Source organism: Desulforhopalus singaporensis (assembly GCF_900104445.1).
In the GTDB taxonomy this organism is placed as follows: Bacteria; Desulfobacterota; Desulfobulbia; order Desulfobulbales; family Desulfocapsaceae; genus Desulforhopalus_A; species Desulforhopalus_A singaporensis.
Genome location: NZ_FNJI01000032.1, coordinates 37,379 through 52,331 on the forward strand (window position 1 = coordinate 37,379; position 14,953 = coordinate 52,331).

Genomic DNA, 14,953 nt, shown 5'->3' on the forward strand with positions numbered 1-14,953 from the left:
GGGCTACCGGCACACCATTTTTTATTGTCGATGCATCACGGATTCATACCTGTGCGGTCACCACCGCACACTCCCGACAATGCTACTTGATCCCTTCAAGCTTCCAGTCCTGGGTGGAGACAGGCCTTGCCCAGGTCCAGTCTTCCTCAAACTTCACCGGATCTGTCATACTGCCTTCAACCAACTCTCCGGTTTTATCGTCAACGTAATAGTCAAGCAGGTTGGCGGTAAAACGTACGGTCACGAAATCTTCACGGCCGTCGCTGCCCGCCTCAACCACCTCCACGCTCCTGATGGCAATCGATTCCAGCTTGTTTATCACACCCTTCGCACGCATCCCGGCAAAATGGTCTTCGTACTCTTTTGCCAGCTGCTCCCCCAGCAGGTGCCGATAGGAATCGACATCCCTTCTCATCCACCCCGCCTGAACCTGAAAAAAGACATCCGATGCCACTTCCTTGAAATAGTTCGGATCAAACTTTTTGTCGGTTCGCTGTATCTGGGCAAGACCTTCCTCCAGCAGGCTGGTCCCGATGTCTGGAGTAAACGACGCACCCTGATTACCGCCGCCTTCAGGTGAATCGAACGAGCCGAAGGGTTGCTGCTTTGCCTGGTTGCCGTAGCCCGGGTATGAACCCGGACCCGGGCGCCCCCTGGTAACAGAAGAAAACCTCCTGAACAGAAAATAGGCTATTCCGCCAAGCAGCAGCAGGGGGAGAATCCCCATACCGCTCCCACCCATTCCGAACATCGAGCCAAAGAGCATGCCGCCAAGGGCTCCACCCAGCAACCCTCCCATCAGGCCGCTGCCGAAGCCGCTCTTCTGTTTCACCCCGGAAGGCTGTGGTGATACAGACGGGCTGCTTTTATACGTTTTAGTTGTTTTAAACGTGCGTCCTCCCAGTTTTGAGCGGGCATCAGCGTATTGGGCAGTGATTCCTGCTTCAATCAGGCTGAATGCAAGCAACACCAGAAGGACAGGTGCCAAAGTTCTGCAAAATGTTTTCATCGATAATCCTTTTGTTTCGCCGACAGACTGACCTTTTACATAAAGGAGAGCAGCCGGACAGACTACTGCGTTTCGTTTTTCGTTGATCATAATCAAACCCGCGCTACATTATAGTACCTCTTTTACGAGATGCCATAACAAGTCGTCAAATTTGCCTTAATTTTTTCCAACTATTCTATGCTAATAATCAATCCACCCCTAACCATACCGTCCGAACCTCCGGCCTCACTTGCATACCTTGCCGCAGCACTCAAGGTGAATAACCTGCCGTGTACACTTTGCGATATGAATATCGAAGCTCTTGAGTTCCTTCTTCACAAGACTACTGTGGCAAATGACACATGGTCGAAAAGGGCTTTTAACAATATAGATAAAAATCTTCATGCACTGCGGTGGGAGAAGACCTATGGCAACAGGGACAAATACCGGCGTGCCGTCTCGGATATAAACAGGGTTCTCGAAATATCCGGGAGAAGATGCGACGTCCAGCTCTCTTTAGCCAATTACCAGGACAACACCCTCTCTCCGCTGAACAGCCGCGATCTGCTGGAGGCTGCGGCCAACTTTGAGTCAAATCTTTTCTATCCCTATTTCAGCGACAGGTTTGAAACACTGCTTTTTCGGTCCGATTCCACTTTCGCCGGCTTTTCCCTCAATTATCTCAGCCAGGCGCTGACCACATTTGCCATGATCGGCTACCTCAAGAGACACCATCCCAAAATTCGGATCGTGATCGGCGGCGGACTCGCGACCACCTGGCTCAGTCACCCCCGCTACGACGAACCGTTTCACGCAATCGTCGATCATTTCATTGCCGGAAAAGGCGAAGAACCTCTTGTCCGGTTGCTCACAGGGCGTACTTCTCACGTTGGCAGCTCCGGTCCGGATTTCACACAGTTCAACAAACAGTCCTACCTTTCCCCGAGGGTTACCCTCCCGGTTGCCAGTTCCTACGGCTGCTACTGGAGAAAGTGCAATTTCTGTCCTGAAAAAAGTGAGGCGAACCCTTATATGCACAACCATCCGGACCAGACCGCCACCGAGCTCGATATCCTCAGCCGACATAATCGCCCGATGCTGATCCATTTTCTCGATAATGCCATCAGCCCCACGACCCTGCAGATGCTTGCAACTCGGCAACAGCGGGTTACGCCCTGGTACGGGTTTGTCCGATTCAACCACCTGCTCGCGGACAAAAACTTTTGTTTCCAGCTGAAAAAATCCGGCTGCGCCATGCTTAAAATCGGTCTCGAGTCGGGTGACAGCCGGGTGCTTGAAGCGATGAACAAAGGTATAGATCTGCAGCTTGCGTCAACAGCTCTGAAAAATTTGCGTGAAGCCGGAATCGGAACCTACATCTACCTGCTTTTCGGAACTCCGGAGGAAGACCGGGAGGCGGCCTTCAGGACCATGGATTTCGTACTTGACCACCACCTGGAAATAAGTTTTCTCAATCTTTCTATCTTCAATCTCCCGCTGTGTGCCCGGGAAGCCTCGGACCTTGAGGTTTCAAAATTTTACGATGGCGACCTTTCGATCTACCGACAGTTTGTCCACCCCAAGGGATGGAACCGCGGCGATATCCGCAGGTTCCTGGAAAAAGATTTCAAGCGTAACGAGCAGATAGCCGCTATCCTGCTACGGGACCCGCCTTCTTTTGGCTCCAATCATGCCCCATTTTTCTTATGAAGAATTATGCTGTCGGCACCGGATTGCCCTGTAATACAGCTGGATCAGGTCGGACCTGAAAAAGACATCGTCGCCCTCGCCGCCAGCCGCTCGGACCAAGAGCCTGAAAAGTGAGGAGCAAGTAAATGTTACGCTTTGGCTTCCGATCAGATTGTGGTACTATGAACGATTATTTTTTGTCGTTATGTTATAGCATTAAATGATGAGAGCGGCATAGGCCCTGGTAACGGTGACCGGCAAAAGCGTTCGCCAGACACCACCCCCCATTGCCTACAGTCCCTGTTGCGCTACCTTCTATCTTTCAGGTGTCATGACCGAAAAACCAACCTACGATGAACTTGTCGCCCGGATAAAGTACCTGGAGCGAGAAGCTATTCAGCATAAAATCATAAAAGATCAAAGCGCTGAGACAACTTCCGTGCTCAAGGCCACCCTTGAATCCACCGCAGACGGCATCGTGGTAGTCAACCGAGCTGGAAGGATCGTCAACTTCAACCGCAGATTCCTGAAACTGTGCGATATTCCGCAGAAGCTGATGACCTCCCAGGACGACAACCAGGTGCTGGCCCATATCCTGAAGCTGGTCAGGGACCCGGAAATCTTTCTTGAAAAAACTGGACAGATCTACGCCCATCCCGAAGTGGAAAATCATGACATCGTTGAGTTTAAAGATGGCAGGATTTTCGAACGCGTCTCCCTGCCGCAGATCCTTGAAGGAAAAACTGTCGGTCGGGTCTGGAGTTTTCGGGATATCACCGATTTCGTACGGTCGGAAAGCCGGTTGCGACAAACTCTGGAGACCTTGCGCAAAGCCCTCGGCGGTACTATCCAGGCGGTGGCCATGACGGTGGAAAAAAGGGACCCCTATACCGCCGGGCACCAGCGTCGGGTTGCCGATCTGTCGCGGGCGATTGCCACCGCCATGGGACTGCCCAAAGATACCATCAACGGCATCAGGCTCGCCGGGTCCATCCATGATCTTGGCAAAACCAGTGTTCCGACCGATATTTTAAGCAAACCCGGACGACTGACGGAACACGAGTTCGGCATCATTAAAACCCATCCGGAGATCGGTCACGAGATTCTCAAGGATATCCAGTTTCCCTGGCCTATTGCCGAAACAATCCTCCAGCACCATGAACGGCTTGACGGTTCGGGTTACCCCCGCGGTCTGAAGGACAGGGAGATCCTCCTCGAATCCAAGATCATCGCCGTAGCTGACGTGGTGGAAGCGCTGAGTTCTCACCGGCCTTACCGTCCGTCGATGGGTCTTGAAAACGCTCTTGCAGAGATATCAAACGGCAGGGGCCAGCTCTATGATGCCAAGGTAGTTGATGTGTGCCACCAACTTGTTTCCACAGGTAAATTCAAGTTCAAAAAAAGCTACTGGCACAACTATGCGAATTAACAACAAATCTCCTGAAAGATTGCTTTTCCAAGGATTTTTTTTTAAAAGGTGCCAATTCTTTTATTGCTAATTCTGCACATTTGGTTATTGTGTCGAACAGTGAAAAATATTCAATTCCCTGGTGTTTTCCCTGTCAATGGGGGAGTCGGGTACTCCGACGCCGCCATGAAGAGATGTCAACACTGATTTCAGAACGTGACGGCAGATCCTACCAAGAGGCACGATTAAAAGTTACAATAGATATAACATCAAGCGGCTCCGGGACAGGTCCGGCCTTTCCTGGCGGCTGCTGAGTTCATCTGAGCACCCTCAGATACCCCGTCGAACGATGAGTTATTGTTTCGGCATTTACCAAACTGGCTTCGAAGAAGCCGAGCACAAAGGAGTAGTACAAGATGGCTGAAGGAACTGTAAAGTGGTTTAATAACGCAAAAGGTTTTGGTTTTATCGAGCAGGACGGCGGCAACGACGTTTTTGTTCATCACACGGCGATTAAGTCCGAAGGTTTTAGATCACTTGACGAAGGTGCACGGGTAACTTTTGAAGTGGTAGACGGCCCCAAGGGTCCTGCTGCTGCAAACGTCGTCCAGATATAACCGACGACTGATAACAGACGACAAAGCCCTCACCTTTCGGTTGAGGGCTTTGTCGTTTTCAGACCCTGCCGCCGCTTTTTTAACATCCCAGCCCGGCAGCGGCAACAAAAAGTTATACGGCCCCTTTAGCATCGCGGCGCAACTGAAAATTTCCTTTTTTCCAGAAGACCGCCCCAGCGCATAAAAAACAAAGTCTCTATTTTTTAAAGAACAGCGGGTTACAAAAAGCCAAAAGACATTGGCGTATATTCGCTGTGGTATGACCAAGCACCCGATAATGAACCCCAGCTTTTTTATCCGATGAAAATCATTCAATTCATGGCTTCCTCAGGATACGGCGGCGCGGAGATGGTGATGGTGGAGCTCGCCAACAAGCTGTCCGCCCGCCATGATGTGTTCGCCATTATACTTGCCGACAGCGTATACAGGGACAAATTCGACGAGAAGGTCACCATCGTGCCTCTCACCTCACACCCTACCATCAACAACCCGCTGCTCCACTATGAAATTTACCGCATCGTAAAAGACATCGGTCCGGATCTGGTTCACACTCACGCAGTCAAGGGTTCCATTCTGATTTCAAGAATCAACCGGTTTTGCAAAATTCCTCACCTCGGTACCAAACATAATGACCGCAAAGGAAAAATTTTTAACAGACTGCAATGGGTGAGCGCGGTATCTGCCAAGGTGAAGGCTTCAATCACCAACAGTTGCGGCCTGGTCGAGGTGATCACCAACGGCATTGAACCGCTTCCGCTGGCACCTGCCCCCAGACCTGATACGTTCACCATCCTCTCCGTCGGCCGACTCGACAGGATCAAGGGTTTTGCTGAACTCATAACCCAGGCGGGTCTGCTCAATTTTGACTTTTCCCTCAAGATAGCAGGAACAGGGGGGGAACACGACAAACTCAAAACCCTTGTCAAATCGCTCCGTCTGGAATCGAAAGTTGAATTCCTCGGTCACCGGGAAGATATCGACAGGCAGATGGCCGCGGCGCACCTGGTCGTCATAGCCTCGCATAAGGAAGGCGGTCCCAAGACCGCGATCGAGTGTTTATTTTACGGCAACTGCCTGCTCTCAACCCCGGTTGGCCTCATCCCAGAAATCCTGCCGGGTGAGATGGTGACCAGTCATGACGCTCTTGCTGCAAAAATTACTGAAATTTACCGCAACTACCCTCTTTTTGAACACCGTTTTGATGAAATAAAAAAGAAACACCGCCAGAGGTTTTTACTTGGCGGGGTGGTAACAGAATACGAATCGTACTACCGGAAAATCCTGTCACAAGCCGGATAGGCCGAAAGAGATCCCATCCCTTTCGGCCACAAGCTGACAAAAAATATTAATTTATACTTTATATTGTAAGAAGTTACGGTGTGGTGCACTCCACGAGTTCAATCTTAAAGGTCAGATCCTGGCCCGCAAGAGGCGGATTTGCATCCAGGGTGATATGGGTATCGGTCAGTTCCGCCACAACGACCCGCAGAATTTCACCGTTGGCACCGCCCATCTCCAGAGGCATTCCCACCTCTGGCTTGAGGTCGGGAGGAACCTGTTCGAGCGGCGCCTGGAAAACCAGCTGATCGTTACGTTGCCCATAGGCTTTGTCCGCCGGAATAAGGACAGTCTTCTCTTCACCCACGCTCATCCCCTCCACGGCCTGCTCGAACCCTTCGATGACCTGCCCGGTACCTAAGGCAAAACAGAGCGGTTCCTTGCCTGTGGAACTGTCGAAAACAGTACCGTCGTCAAGACTACCGGTGTAGTGAACTTTTACGTTATCGCCTTTTCTTGCTTCAGTCATTTTTCTCCCTCAAGCCTCTACCGACTTTTAATGTTTTTACCTCTATTAAGATGTTAGAACTTACACCGGCGACAGACCATCAGGCCCCTAACGACACCAGCAGCTCACTACGAAATTTTCAAAACCTCTGAGAATTCCTATCGCTTAGGGCTACTACTAGTAACCATCTTATACCATTATACAACCACACTCTTTCGCCAATCTTCTAAAAAAACCGGTTGGGCCGTAGAAGTGCGCCATTATCGACGTCTATTTCCAGCATCATTTCTTCCTGTTGCCAAATCGCACGTGATCCTTTTCCTTTTTGCTATTCTTTAGTAAGCTGACTCGACTGCTGAATTTTCGCAACCAACAACACCCTTTCAACCACCACATTGCCGAACCTGACATGACAAAGACAAAAATTATTGCCACCCTCGGGCCAAGCACAGGGTCCGTTGACAGCCTTGTCGCATTGATCGAAGCGGGAATGAATGTTGCGAGGATAAACCTCTCCCACGGCGACCGGCAAAGTCACCGGAACGCCATCGACCAGGTCAAGCAGGCGCGCAAGGCCGCCGGCAGTCATACCGCAATTCTCCTCGACACCAGGGGCCCTGAAATACGCGTGGGTGACCTGGCGCAACCGCTTGAAATCAGTGCCGGGCAGACCCTGGTCATAACTACAGACCAGGACAGCTGCGGAGCAGACCGGATAGGCGTTAACTATCCGGGTCTGGCCTCCGATGTTGCGGTCGGCACCACAATCCTGCTCGACGACGGTAAGCTCCGGTTGCAAGTGGTCGATATTAGAGACGACGATGTAATTTCCCGGGTTATGGTAGGCGGCGTTCTCACCAGAAGAAAAAGGGTCAGTATCCCCGACACCATTGTCAAGTTGCCTTCCCTGTCCGATAAAGATAAAAGCGATATAGCTTTCGGCGTGGTCCAGGGTGTCGACTTTATCGCCGCCTCTTTCGTAAGAAAGGCCGACGACATCTGGGCCGTTCGGGAAATTATTGAGGATAACGGCGGCAATCAGGCGATTATAGCAAAAATAGAGAACCGCCAGGGGGTAGACAATCTTGACGAGATCCTTGAGGCGGCGGAAGGGCTCATGGTCGCCAGAGGAGATCTTGGCGTCGAGCTTCCCGCCGAAGAGGTTCCGGTATTGCAGAAAAAGATCATACAAGCATGCAACCGCTCCGGAAAACCGGTGATTACCGCGACCCAGATGCTCGAATCTATGGTTACCAGTCCCTCGCCAACCAGGGCGGAAGCAAGTGACGTCACCAATGCCATTTTCGACGGCACAGATGCGGTGATGCTGTCAGCTGAAACCGCGGTGGGAAAATATCCGGTTCAGGCGATAGAATTTCTCGCACGCTGCGCGAACATAAGCGAGGCGTCGCTTGATTATGAGACAATTCTTGCCACCGGACTGAAAAACAGGCGAAAAACCATAACCGACGCCATTTCCTACGCCTGCTGCAGAACCGCAGCTGACCTTGGTGCCAGGGCGATAATAACCTGTACCACATCAGGTTCCACTGCCCGCATGGTGGCAAGGCATCGTCCGGAGGCACCGATCATCGCCGTGAGCCCGAACATGGAAAACCTCCGCCAGCTGCAGGTGGTCCGGGGAGTGATAACCCTTCATGGCGCAGCCGCTTCGACCATGGACCAGCAGCTTGACCTGGCCTGCAATATAGCACGGGAAAAGGGATTTATTCACCATAAGGACCTGGTGGTCATCTCCGCCGGCATGCCGATCGGCACCACCGGGACAACCAATATGCTCAAGGTTCGGCAGATGGCCGATATCTGTTTTACCGGCCAGGGATGCGGCGGCGGAGTGGCAGAAGGGAGAATTCATATCATCAGCAGCCATATGGATCTCAAGACTATTCCTGAAGGCGCCATTGCCGTAGTTTCGGGCACCGACGACGACATCCTCGACCATATCCGGAAAATCAGGGGAATTATCGCCGAAACCCCCGGGCTCACCACCCATGCGGCCATCATCGGCCGGGAACATAACATCCCGGTGATCTGCAACGTCCGTGATGCAAGAACTCTTCTGGCAAACGGCCAGACGGTAACCATCGACGGCAACTCCGGCCGGATTTCCTACGGAGCCGGTATCAATCCATGAAAAAAAAACGCGCAATAGTCATAGGTGGAGGCGCTGCTGGGCTTATGGCCGCCGGTATCGCCGCCGAACGGGGCATGGAGGTGCACCTGTTTGAAAAGATGAAACAGACCGGGCGGAAAATCGGGATCAGCGGGAAAGGAAGGTGCAATCTCACCAACAGTACCGAATTGACCGATTTTCTGACCCATTTCGGCAAAAACGGCCGTTTTCTCAGGCAGTGCTTTGACCGTTTTTTCAGTAAGGAACTTATCGATTTTTTCGCTGACAAGGGTCTTGCGGTAACACTTGAGCGCGGAGGGCGCTATTTCCCCGCAAGCGGCCGCGCCCTTGATGTTGTACGGGTACTCAACAACTGGTTGAAAGCTCTTGGTGTAACCGTGCACCATCAACGCCGGGTTACCAGGATCATCACGGAAAATAACAGGGTCACCGGGGTTGAATGCAGCGGCGCAACATACCCCTGCGACAGCGTAGTGGTCGCAACCGGGGGCATGTCGTATCCACGCACAGGGTCCGCCGGCGACGGATATGGCTTGCTTGCAGAGATCGGCCATAAGGTGACGCCACTCCAGCCGGCCCTGGTCCCGCTGGTGTCAAGCCATCCTGCCCTGGAGTTGGTCCCCGAGGTCGAACTCAGAAACATTTTACTGCGCCTTTTTATTGACAGGAAAAAGAAAACCCAGGAATTTGGCGAACTCTACATCACAGGACACATTATTTCGGGCCCCACCGCCCTGACCCTGAGCAGTATAGCGGTGGAAGCGCTCAATCGCAATCACGAGGTAACTCTTTGTGTTGACCTCAAGCCTGCCCTTGACGAGAAAAAACTGACCGCCCGGCTGATGCGCGACCTGAAAGCCCGCAGGGGAGAACCTGTCTCTTCAATTCTGCGCGGACTACTGCCACAGCAACTCGTCGATATCTGTCTTGCCGATTGCAATATTGCACAAGAGATCGACACCACATCTTTTCCGGCAAAAGCAAGAAACAACCTGGTCCACTGGTTAAAAAATTTTCGCCTGCCCGTGACCGGGTTTCGGTCATGGGATGAAGCGATCGTCACCTCAGGCGGCATCAGCTTAAAAGAGATAGACCCGAGAACCATGGAATCGAAACTGGTACAGGGACTCCATGTTGTCGGCGAACTGCTCGATCTCCAGGCGGACACCGGCGGATACAACCTCCAAGCCGCTTTTTCCACCGGCTGGCTTGCCGGAATGTCAGTGGGATGATCAGCTGTTGAAAAATCGATAAAAATGATTCACCGGCCCATGGCCGCTGCCGATCTGGTAATCCGCTCCCGCCGCAATTGCCCCGGTCACATATTCCTTCCCCAGCCGCACCGCTTCCGCCAGGGTTTCCCCCTTGGCGAGGCCGCAGGCAATTGCCGAAGAGAGGGTACACCCGGTACCATGGCTGTTGTTGGTCGCAATCCTGTCGGCGTCAAACCACAGACTCTTTTTCTCCCGCCCCAGATAGAGTAGATCACTGCAGCTGCCGTCCGCAAGGTGCCCTCCTTTGATGAGGACGTTGTCGCACCCGAGTTCGCTGAGCTGTTCCGCCGCATGTTCGAGATCATCTCTGGTCGAAATTTTTCGCTCCAGCAGCACTTCCGCTTCAGGGACGTTGGGTGTTATGAGATCGGCCTTGGGGATAAGAAATCTCTTGAGCGCCTCGACCGCCTCGCTCCTGACCAGTTTTTCACCGCTGGTCGCGACCATCACCGGGTCAAGGACAATATTTTTCATCCGATATTCGCTCAATTGTCCCGATACCGCCTCGATCAACTCAGATGAGTACAACATCCCGAGCTTCACCGCGTCGGTCCCGATATCGTCCATCACGGCACCAATCTGCTGCCGGACAAAGTCGACAGGCACCGGGTGAATTGCCGACACCCCCACGGTGTTCTGTGCTGTCAGGGCGGTGATGACCGACATGGCGTAACATCCGCAAGCCGAGATTGTTTTAAGATCCGCCTGGACTCCGGCTCCTCCTCCGCTGTCTGATCCGGCAATCGTCACTACCCTGGTATAATGTCGCATTTTTCTTTTTTCGTTCATGATTCCATCACCACTTTACCCTTCAACAATTCTCGCTCCCTGCAAAAGCTCGTCTTCCGTGAGCCCAAAGAGCGAATCGATCAGTGCAACCGCAAAACTTGCCGGTCCTTTAGCCACCGCTGCTGCTTTTTCACCTGCAAGGCCAAAACAGGCAAGCCCCCCTGCCGCTGCCGCCAGGGGATCGTCGCCCACGGCTGCAAAGGCACCTATAACAGCCGTCGCCGCACAGCCGGTACCTGTCACCACAGGCATCATCGGGTGGCCGTTTGCAACTCTTACAACTCTTTTGCCGTCGGTTACCAGGTCGACCTCTCCGGTTATGGCGATCGTGGTGCCGAGATCTTCGGCCAACTTCCTGGCCACCTCTCCGGCCTCGTCAACATCGTGCAGCGCGTCGACCCCTTTGGTAGAATAGCCGCCGGTGGCCAGGGAGAGAATCTCACTGCTGTTCCCTCTGATGACGCTCACCCCTATCTTTTCGGCGATTATTTTCGCGGAATCCGTTCGCAGCCTGGTTGCTCCGGCACCAACCGGATCAAGCACAATTGGAATCCCAAGGAAGCGGGCCTTCTCTGCCGCTTTCACCATGGCCCGGACCCAACTGCTGCTCAAGGTACCGAGGTTCAACACCAGCGCGGACGCAAGTGAGACCATTTCTTCCACTTCATCTTCAGCGTGTGCCATCACCGGTGACGCTCCCGCTGCCAGAAGGACGTTTGCGGTGAAATTCATCACCACGAAATTGGTTATATTATGAATGAGAGGCCCCCTGTTTTTCAGTAGCGTAAGGCTGTGGGCAGCTTCCCGGGCAAGATTATCCACTGTTATCCTCCAATCACTTTTTGTTGGGTGGCAAAAGGGCGGACGACAGTTGAGATGGTGGAGCTGTTATCGGGAAAAAGACGAGAAACGGATCTGCTGTTTTCCTGCAACTCCCTCCGCTGGTATTAACCAGTTCAGGTTCAATGGGTATCATCTCAGGCCAGAGGCCACCCCTGCAAGTTCCACGGACAATAGTACACTTAAGCGACGGTGTCAAACTATCAGGGATTCATTTAAAACAAAGTGGCGCCGAACTCTTCAAATACCACATCTATGGGGATTGCAAACCCGATCCCCTCGGTATCCTTTAAAATCATGGTGTTGACACCGCGTACATAGCCTCGTTCATCCACAAGCGGTCCTCCGCTGTTGCCTGGATTTATCGCGGCATCGGTCTGGAGATATACTTGCTGTTCCGGCTCATACAGGCGATAACCGGAAAAAATACCGGAGGTGACCGTCTGCCTGAGCCCCACCGGGCTCCCTATGGTGAATACCCGGTCGCCCTGCTGCATTTTCAGTCCGGCAACCGGGACCTTGATCGGCTCCGGCTGGCCGGAAAACATCGACATCAGGGCCAGGTCATAATTGTCGCTTACCAGCAGATAACTGGCGTAATGTTCACTGCCGTCGGCCAGAATGATCTTGATATCGGAAGGCTCCGAACCCTGTTCAAGTATCTCCAGTCTCTGCTGGGCCTCCTGCTGCCTCGGCAGTACGCTTTGGAGCTGTCTTTCCCGCTCGGCGATGAAAATTTTCAGCTGTTCCCGTCCCGGACCGTCGGGCAGTTCTTCCAGCTGCTGCCGCAGCTCCTCAATTCTTTGACGTTCAAGTTCGATCATCCGTCCGGCGGTTTCAACCTCATGGCGAAACTCTTCCAACCGTTCTCGGCTGAACTCTACTACGTGACGGTTAGTCACGATGTAGTTTTCATTGAGGAAAAATCCCGACCCGGTTCCCCATGGAGTTTCGATTGTCACGGTGGCGTTGCGGGCTCTTGCAAGCCCGCTTCGATCATCGGCTGCATCATTGGGCTGAGTTGGGTTTTGTTGCCTGTGTACCTGAGCGTCCGACTCATCGCCTGCTGTTTTCAATTGGGTATCAGCGGAGGAACCTGCGACCGTCTGCTCATCAACGCTTTTCCCCTCCACAGAAACCCCTTTGATGAGGTCCTCCTGCAGATGGTCATTAAAGTAGTACACGGATATCGAAACGATCACCGCAACGAGTAAAAACTGCAGAAGTTTCTTTGGCAACCCACTTCCGGTTTTCTCCACACTCTCTTTTTTGCGCCGGGAAAGCTTCTTGTGGTAGTTGTAATATTTTTCGAAGATAATGCCGCACGCTTCGCATTCGCTACCGCTGCTTTCCTGTTGATGACCGCATTTGGGGCATTTCATTTTGCTCATGGACCAACCCTTTGAAAGAAGTTATGGACAATCGTGATAGCAAAACAATCTACCAGCAAGTTACCCGCCTTACAACCTGTGGAGTTTGTTTTCATTGTCGTTGGGCTCTCCTGCCGGAGATGGCAACTTTTTCACAAGGATTTCTTATGACTGCAGATTTTAAAATGCAAGCTGGCTTCTTATATGCTCCACGAACCCGTTGGTGTGCTCCTCAAGAAGCCGGGCGGTCATCTCCCCGTCGCGCCGCTCCAGCGCATTGGCGATATTTTCAAACTGGTTCTCAAGATCTCTCCAGTAATTCCCCCCTGCCCCGGCAAATACCCAGATTCGCATGGACTGGTCATAGAGTCCGCTCAAAATTTTTATGAGCACCTTGTTTTTGGTCGCATCATTTATTATCTGGTGGATTTCTCCATCGAGGCCCATCAATACTTTTGTCTCCTTGGTCTGTTTCATGCCGTTTACACGCTCGCGGATCTTTGCAATATCCTCTTTGCTGATTCGTTCAGCGGCAAGAATTCCCGACAGCTTAACGAGATAGGCATAAGTTTCGAGCACATCCTTGAGTTGTTGAAAACTGACATCCTCTGCAAAACTTCCGACATTTGGAATAATTCGAACCAGCCCGTCCATCTCCAACCGCATCAACGCTTCCCTGACCGGGGTACGGCTGACGTCGAATTTTGCCATCACTTCTTTTTCACGGATTACCTCTCCGGGCTTGTAATCAAGAAGAATGATCTGTTTTTTTAATTCCTGGTATACGTTGTTCCCACTCATATTTTTTTGCCTCGATAACTTTTCCATCATGCTGCGTTACGGCCGATTGTCGGTCCGGAAAAAGCAGACAGTACCATTTGAAACGAAAAATCCGTGTAGTTCAATTGCAAGGTGACCAATTCACAATTGCCCCGACCGCCATCAAATATCCCCATTTTTATCACAGGGTTTACCTATGAACCATATATGAACAGGATAATTTGACCTGACGCGAAGGGTGGGCCATTATATTCGAAAAAAATTTTGGCTACCATAAGAAGCTTGCCGGATACCTGGAAAAGAGAAAAACAGGGATATGAGTCAAGACTGAATCCGATCAACCACCTTTTTCTCAGCCCTGCGTACCGATTGTCGATTAACCCGTCGAATCTTCATTTTTTTTCATTTTCACAAACCGACCGACCCGGTTGAGTCTGCCCAGACTCAACCGGGTCAACAGATATCTCTGCAAGGCAGTTGTGATTCATCCTCAGCCCCCGGACTTCCACTACATATACATTCACAACCTTTTTCTTGCCGAACAAACCGGATTTTTCTCATGTGATTACAGCTCAATAACCAACAACTATCAAACCGGCTTCAATAAAACCCCTGAGGTTGGCATATATCTTGTTTCCGGTGAGGGAGTGAAGCAGGCCGTGGCTGGAATTATTAGCGGACAAATTTGACAATCTCAAACAAGGAGGGAGAAAAACTCATATAACCATGTTTGCGCCCTTACCGACACCACTCCCGGAACACCGTCCACCCTGCCGGGAAACGGTTTTCCTGAAGGCTGATCGGTGACTCTAGAGGACAAAGCTGGCCAAGAGGTAAAAAAAAACGTTTGAAAGCTGTAAACCATAAACCTATTCCCAACAGGAGGTATGTTTTGGCCGTTAACCTTTTTTCGATTTACTATGGCGGAGTGCTTGTTTTTATAGGACTTATTGCGATCTGGCAGTTGCGCAGGGATTTTGCGGAACAACCGGGGACCACCCAAACGGATAAGGAGCAAAACATATGAGTATCTATGCCATAGGTGTTTTTGCAACCTTTATTGTTTATGTGATCGTGGGAAACTATGCCGGTAAAAAAGTAAAAGGGATGGAAGATTACTATGTGGTCGGCCGCAACGCGCCGACGGTGATGATAGTCGGCACCCTGGTGGCAAGTTTTCTCAGTACTGTGGCTTTTATGGGGGAAACCGGCTTCAGCTATGACGGGTACCCGGTTCTGCTCCTGGTCCTTACCCCG

Annotated in this window: 12 protein-coding genes, 1 pseudogene and 1 riboswitch; of the genes and pseudogenes, 7 read left to right on the plus strand and 6 right to left on the minus strand. The window is 51.7% G+C overall.

The annotated features are described in order from the left end of the window. Window positions 1–82: 82 nt before the first annotated feature. Entirely contained in the window at window positions 83–1,009 is a 927-nt protein-coding gene (locus BLQ17_RS17755; RefSeq protein ID WP_092225325.1) for a Tim44 domain-containing protein, read from the minus strand. A 177-nt stretch (window positions 1,010–1,186) separates the two neighbouring features. On the opposite strand from BLQ17_RS17755, the gene BLQ17_RS17760 reads away from it, so the two are divergent. The 4 genes from BLQ17_RS17760 (at window position 1,187) to BLQ17_RS17775 (ending at window position 6,001) form a co-directional block, all read left to right on the plus strand. After that, the gene (locus BLQ17_RS17760) at window positions 1,187–2,698 is read left to right on the plus strand and encodes a B12-binding domain-containing radical SAM protein (RefSeq protein WP_092225310.1); all 1,512 of its coding nucleotides are present in this window, start codon (window positions 1,187–1,189) and stop codon (window positions 2,696–2,698) included. A 310-nt stretch (window positions 2,699–3,008) separates the two neighbouring features. Then, entirely contained in the window at window positions 3,009–4,106 is a 1,098-nt protein-coding gene (locus tag BLQ17_RS17765) for an HD-GYP domain-containing protein (RefSeq protein WP_092225312.1), read from the plus strand. A 395-nt stretch (window positions 4,107–4,501) separates the two neighbouring features. Next, on the plus strand, window positions 4,502–4,702 hold the full coding sequence (locus tag BLQ17_RS17770; RefSeq protein WP_092225313.1) for a cold-shock protein: 201 nt from the start codon (window positions 4,502–4,504) through the stop codon (window positions 4,700–4,702). A 300-nt stretch (window positions 4,703–5,002) separates the two neighbouring features. Continuing rightward, window positions 5,003–6,001, plus strand: a complete 999-nt coding sequence (locus BLQ17_RS17775) for a glycosyltransferase (protein WP_092225314.1) — start codon at window positions 5,003–5,005, stop codon at window positions 5,999–6,001. Between the two features lie 73 nt (window positions 6,002–6,074). Here the strand turns inward: BLQ17_RS17775 and BLQ17_RS17780 are convergent, their stop codons facing one another. After that, window positions 6,075–6,509 (minus strand): FKBP-type peptidyl-prolyl cis-trans isomerase, encoded by a 435-nt coding sequence (locus tag BLQ17_RS17780; protein ID WP_092225315.1) that lies wholly within the window; start codon window positions 6,507–6,509, stop codon window positions 6,075–6,077. A gap of 388 nt (window positions 6,510–6,897) precedes the next feature. On the opposite strand from BLQ17_RS17780, the gene pyk reads away from it, so the two are divergent. Continuing rightward, entirely contained in the window at window positions 6,898–8,643 is a 1,746-nt protein-coding gene (gene pyk / locus BLQ17_RS17785) for a pyruvate kinase (protein ID WP_092225316.1), read from the plus strand. Then, entirely contained in the window at window positions 8,640–9,875 is a 1,236-nt protein-coding gene (locus tag BLQ17_RS17790) for a BaiN/RdsA family NAD(P)/FAD-dependent oxidoreductase (RefSeq protein WP_092225318.1), read from the plus strand. Before pyk ends, BLQ17_RS17790 begins: the two co-directional genes overlap by 4 nt. Here the strand turns inward: BLQ17_RS17790 and thiD are convergent, their stop codons facing one another. From thiD to BLQ17_RS17810, 4 genes are all read right to left on the minus strand, one after another. After that, window positions 9,876–10,706: a bifunctional hydroxymethylpyrimidine kinase/phosphomethylpyrimidine kinase gene (gene thiD, locus BLQ17_RS17795; RefSeq protein ID WP_281180557.1), complete on the minus strand. Its 831-nt coding sequence runs from the start codon at window positions 10,704–10,706 to the stop codon at window positions 9,876–9,878. It lies immediately after the preceding gene. A gap of 15 nt (window positions 10,707–10,721) precedes the next feature. After that, window positions 10,722–11,528, minus strand: coding sequence for a hydroxyethylthiazole kinase (gene thiM / locus BLQ17_RS17800; protein WP_092225320.1), 807 nt, complete (start codon window positions 11,526–11,528; stop codon window positions 10,722–10,724). A gap of 94 nt (window positions 11,529–11,622) precedes the next feature. Then, a riboswitch (TPP riboswitch) is annotated at window positions 11,623–11,713 on the minus strand. Between the two features lie 48 nt (window positions 11,714–11,761). Beyond that, the gene (locus tag BLQ17_RS17805; RefSeq protein ID WP_143005541.1) at window positions 11,762–12,937 is read right to left on the minus strand and encodes a S1C family serine protease; all 1,176 of its coding nucleotides are present in this window, start codon (window positions 12,935–12,937) and stop codon (window positions 11,762–11,764) included. 159 nt (window positions 12,938–13,096) lie between these two features. Next, window positions 13,097–13,717 (minus strand): GntR family transcriptional regulator, encoded by a 621-nt coding sequence (locus BLQ17_RS17810; RefSeq protein WP_176761298.1) that lies wholly within the window; start codon window positions 13,715–13,717, stop codon window positions 13,097–13,099. Window positions 13,718–14,719: 1,002 nt separating this feature from the next. On the opposite strand from BLQ17_RS17810, the pseudogene BLQ17_RS17820 reads away from it, so the two are divergent. Further along, a pseudogene (locus BLQ17_RS17820) lies at window positions 14,720–14,953 on the plus strand (sodium:solute symporter family protein); the annotation flags it as partial.

What these genes read in the sequence shown, in the direction of transcription:
- thiD (WP_281180557.1), bottom strand. Translation starts at nt 10,706, where the DNA reads ATGAACGAAAAAAGAAAAATGCGACATTATACCAGGGTAGTGACGATT.
- pyk (WP_092225316.1), top strand. Translation starts at nt 6,898, where the DNA reads ATGACAAAGACAAAAATTATTGCCACCCTCGGGCCAAGCACAGGGTCC.
- BLQ17_RS17760 (WP_092225310.1), top strand. Translation starts at nt 1,187, where the DNA reads ATGCTAATAATCAATCCACCCCTAACCATACCGTCCGAACCTCCGGCC.
- BLQ17_RS17775 (WP_092225314.1), top strand. Translation starts at nt 5,003, where the DNA reads ATGAAAATCATTCAATTCATGGCTTCCTCAGGATACGGCGGCGCGGAG.
- BLQ17_RS17755 (WP_092225325.1), bottom strand. Translation starts at nt 1,009, where the DNA reads ATGAAAACATTTTGCAGAACTTTGGCACCTGTCCTTCTGGTGTTGCTT.
- BLQ17_RS17770 (WP_092225313.1), top strand. Translation starts at nt 4,502, where the DNA reads ATGGCTGAAGGAACTGTAAAGTGGTTTAATAACGCAAAAGGTTTTGGT.
- BLQ17_RS17790 (WP_092225318.1), top strand. Translation starts at nt 8,640, where the DNA reads ATGAAAAAAAAACGCGCAATAGTCATAGGTGGAGGCGCTGCTGGGCTT.
- BLQ17_RS17805 (WP_143005541.1), bottom strand. Translation starts at nt 12,937, where the DNA reads ATGAGCAAAATGAAATGCCCCAAATGCGGTCATCAACAGGAAAGCAGC.
- BLQ17_RS17810 (WP_176761298.1), bottom strand. Translation starts at nt 13,717, where the DNA reads ATGAGTGGGAACAACGTATACCAGGAATTAAAAAAACAGATCATTCTT.
- BLQ17_RS17780 (WP_092225315.1), bottom strand. Translation starts at nt 6,509, where the DNA reads ATGACTGAAGCAAGAAAAGGCGATAACGTAAAAGTTCACTACACCGGT.
- BLQ17_RS17765 (WP_092225312.1), top strand. Translation starts at nt 3,009, where the DNA reads ATGACCGAAAAACCAACCTACGATGAACTTGTCGCCCGGATAAAGTAC.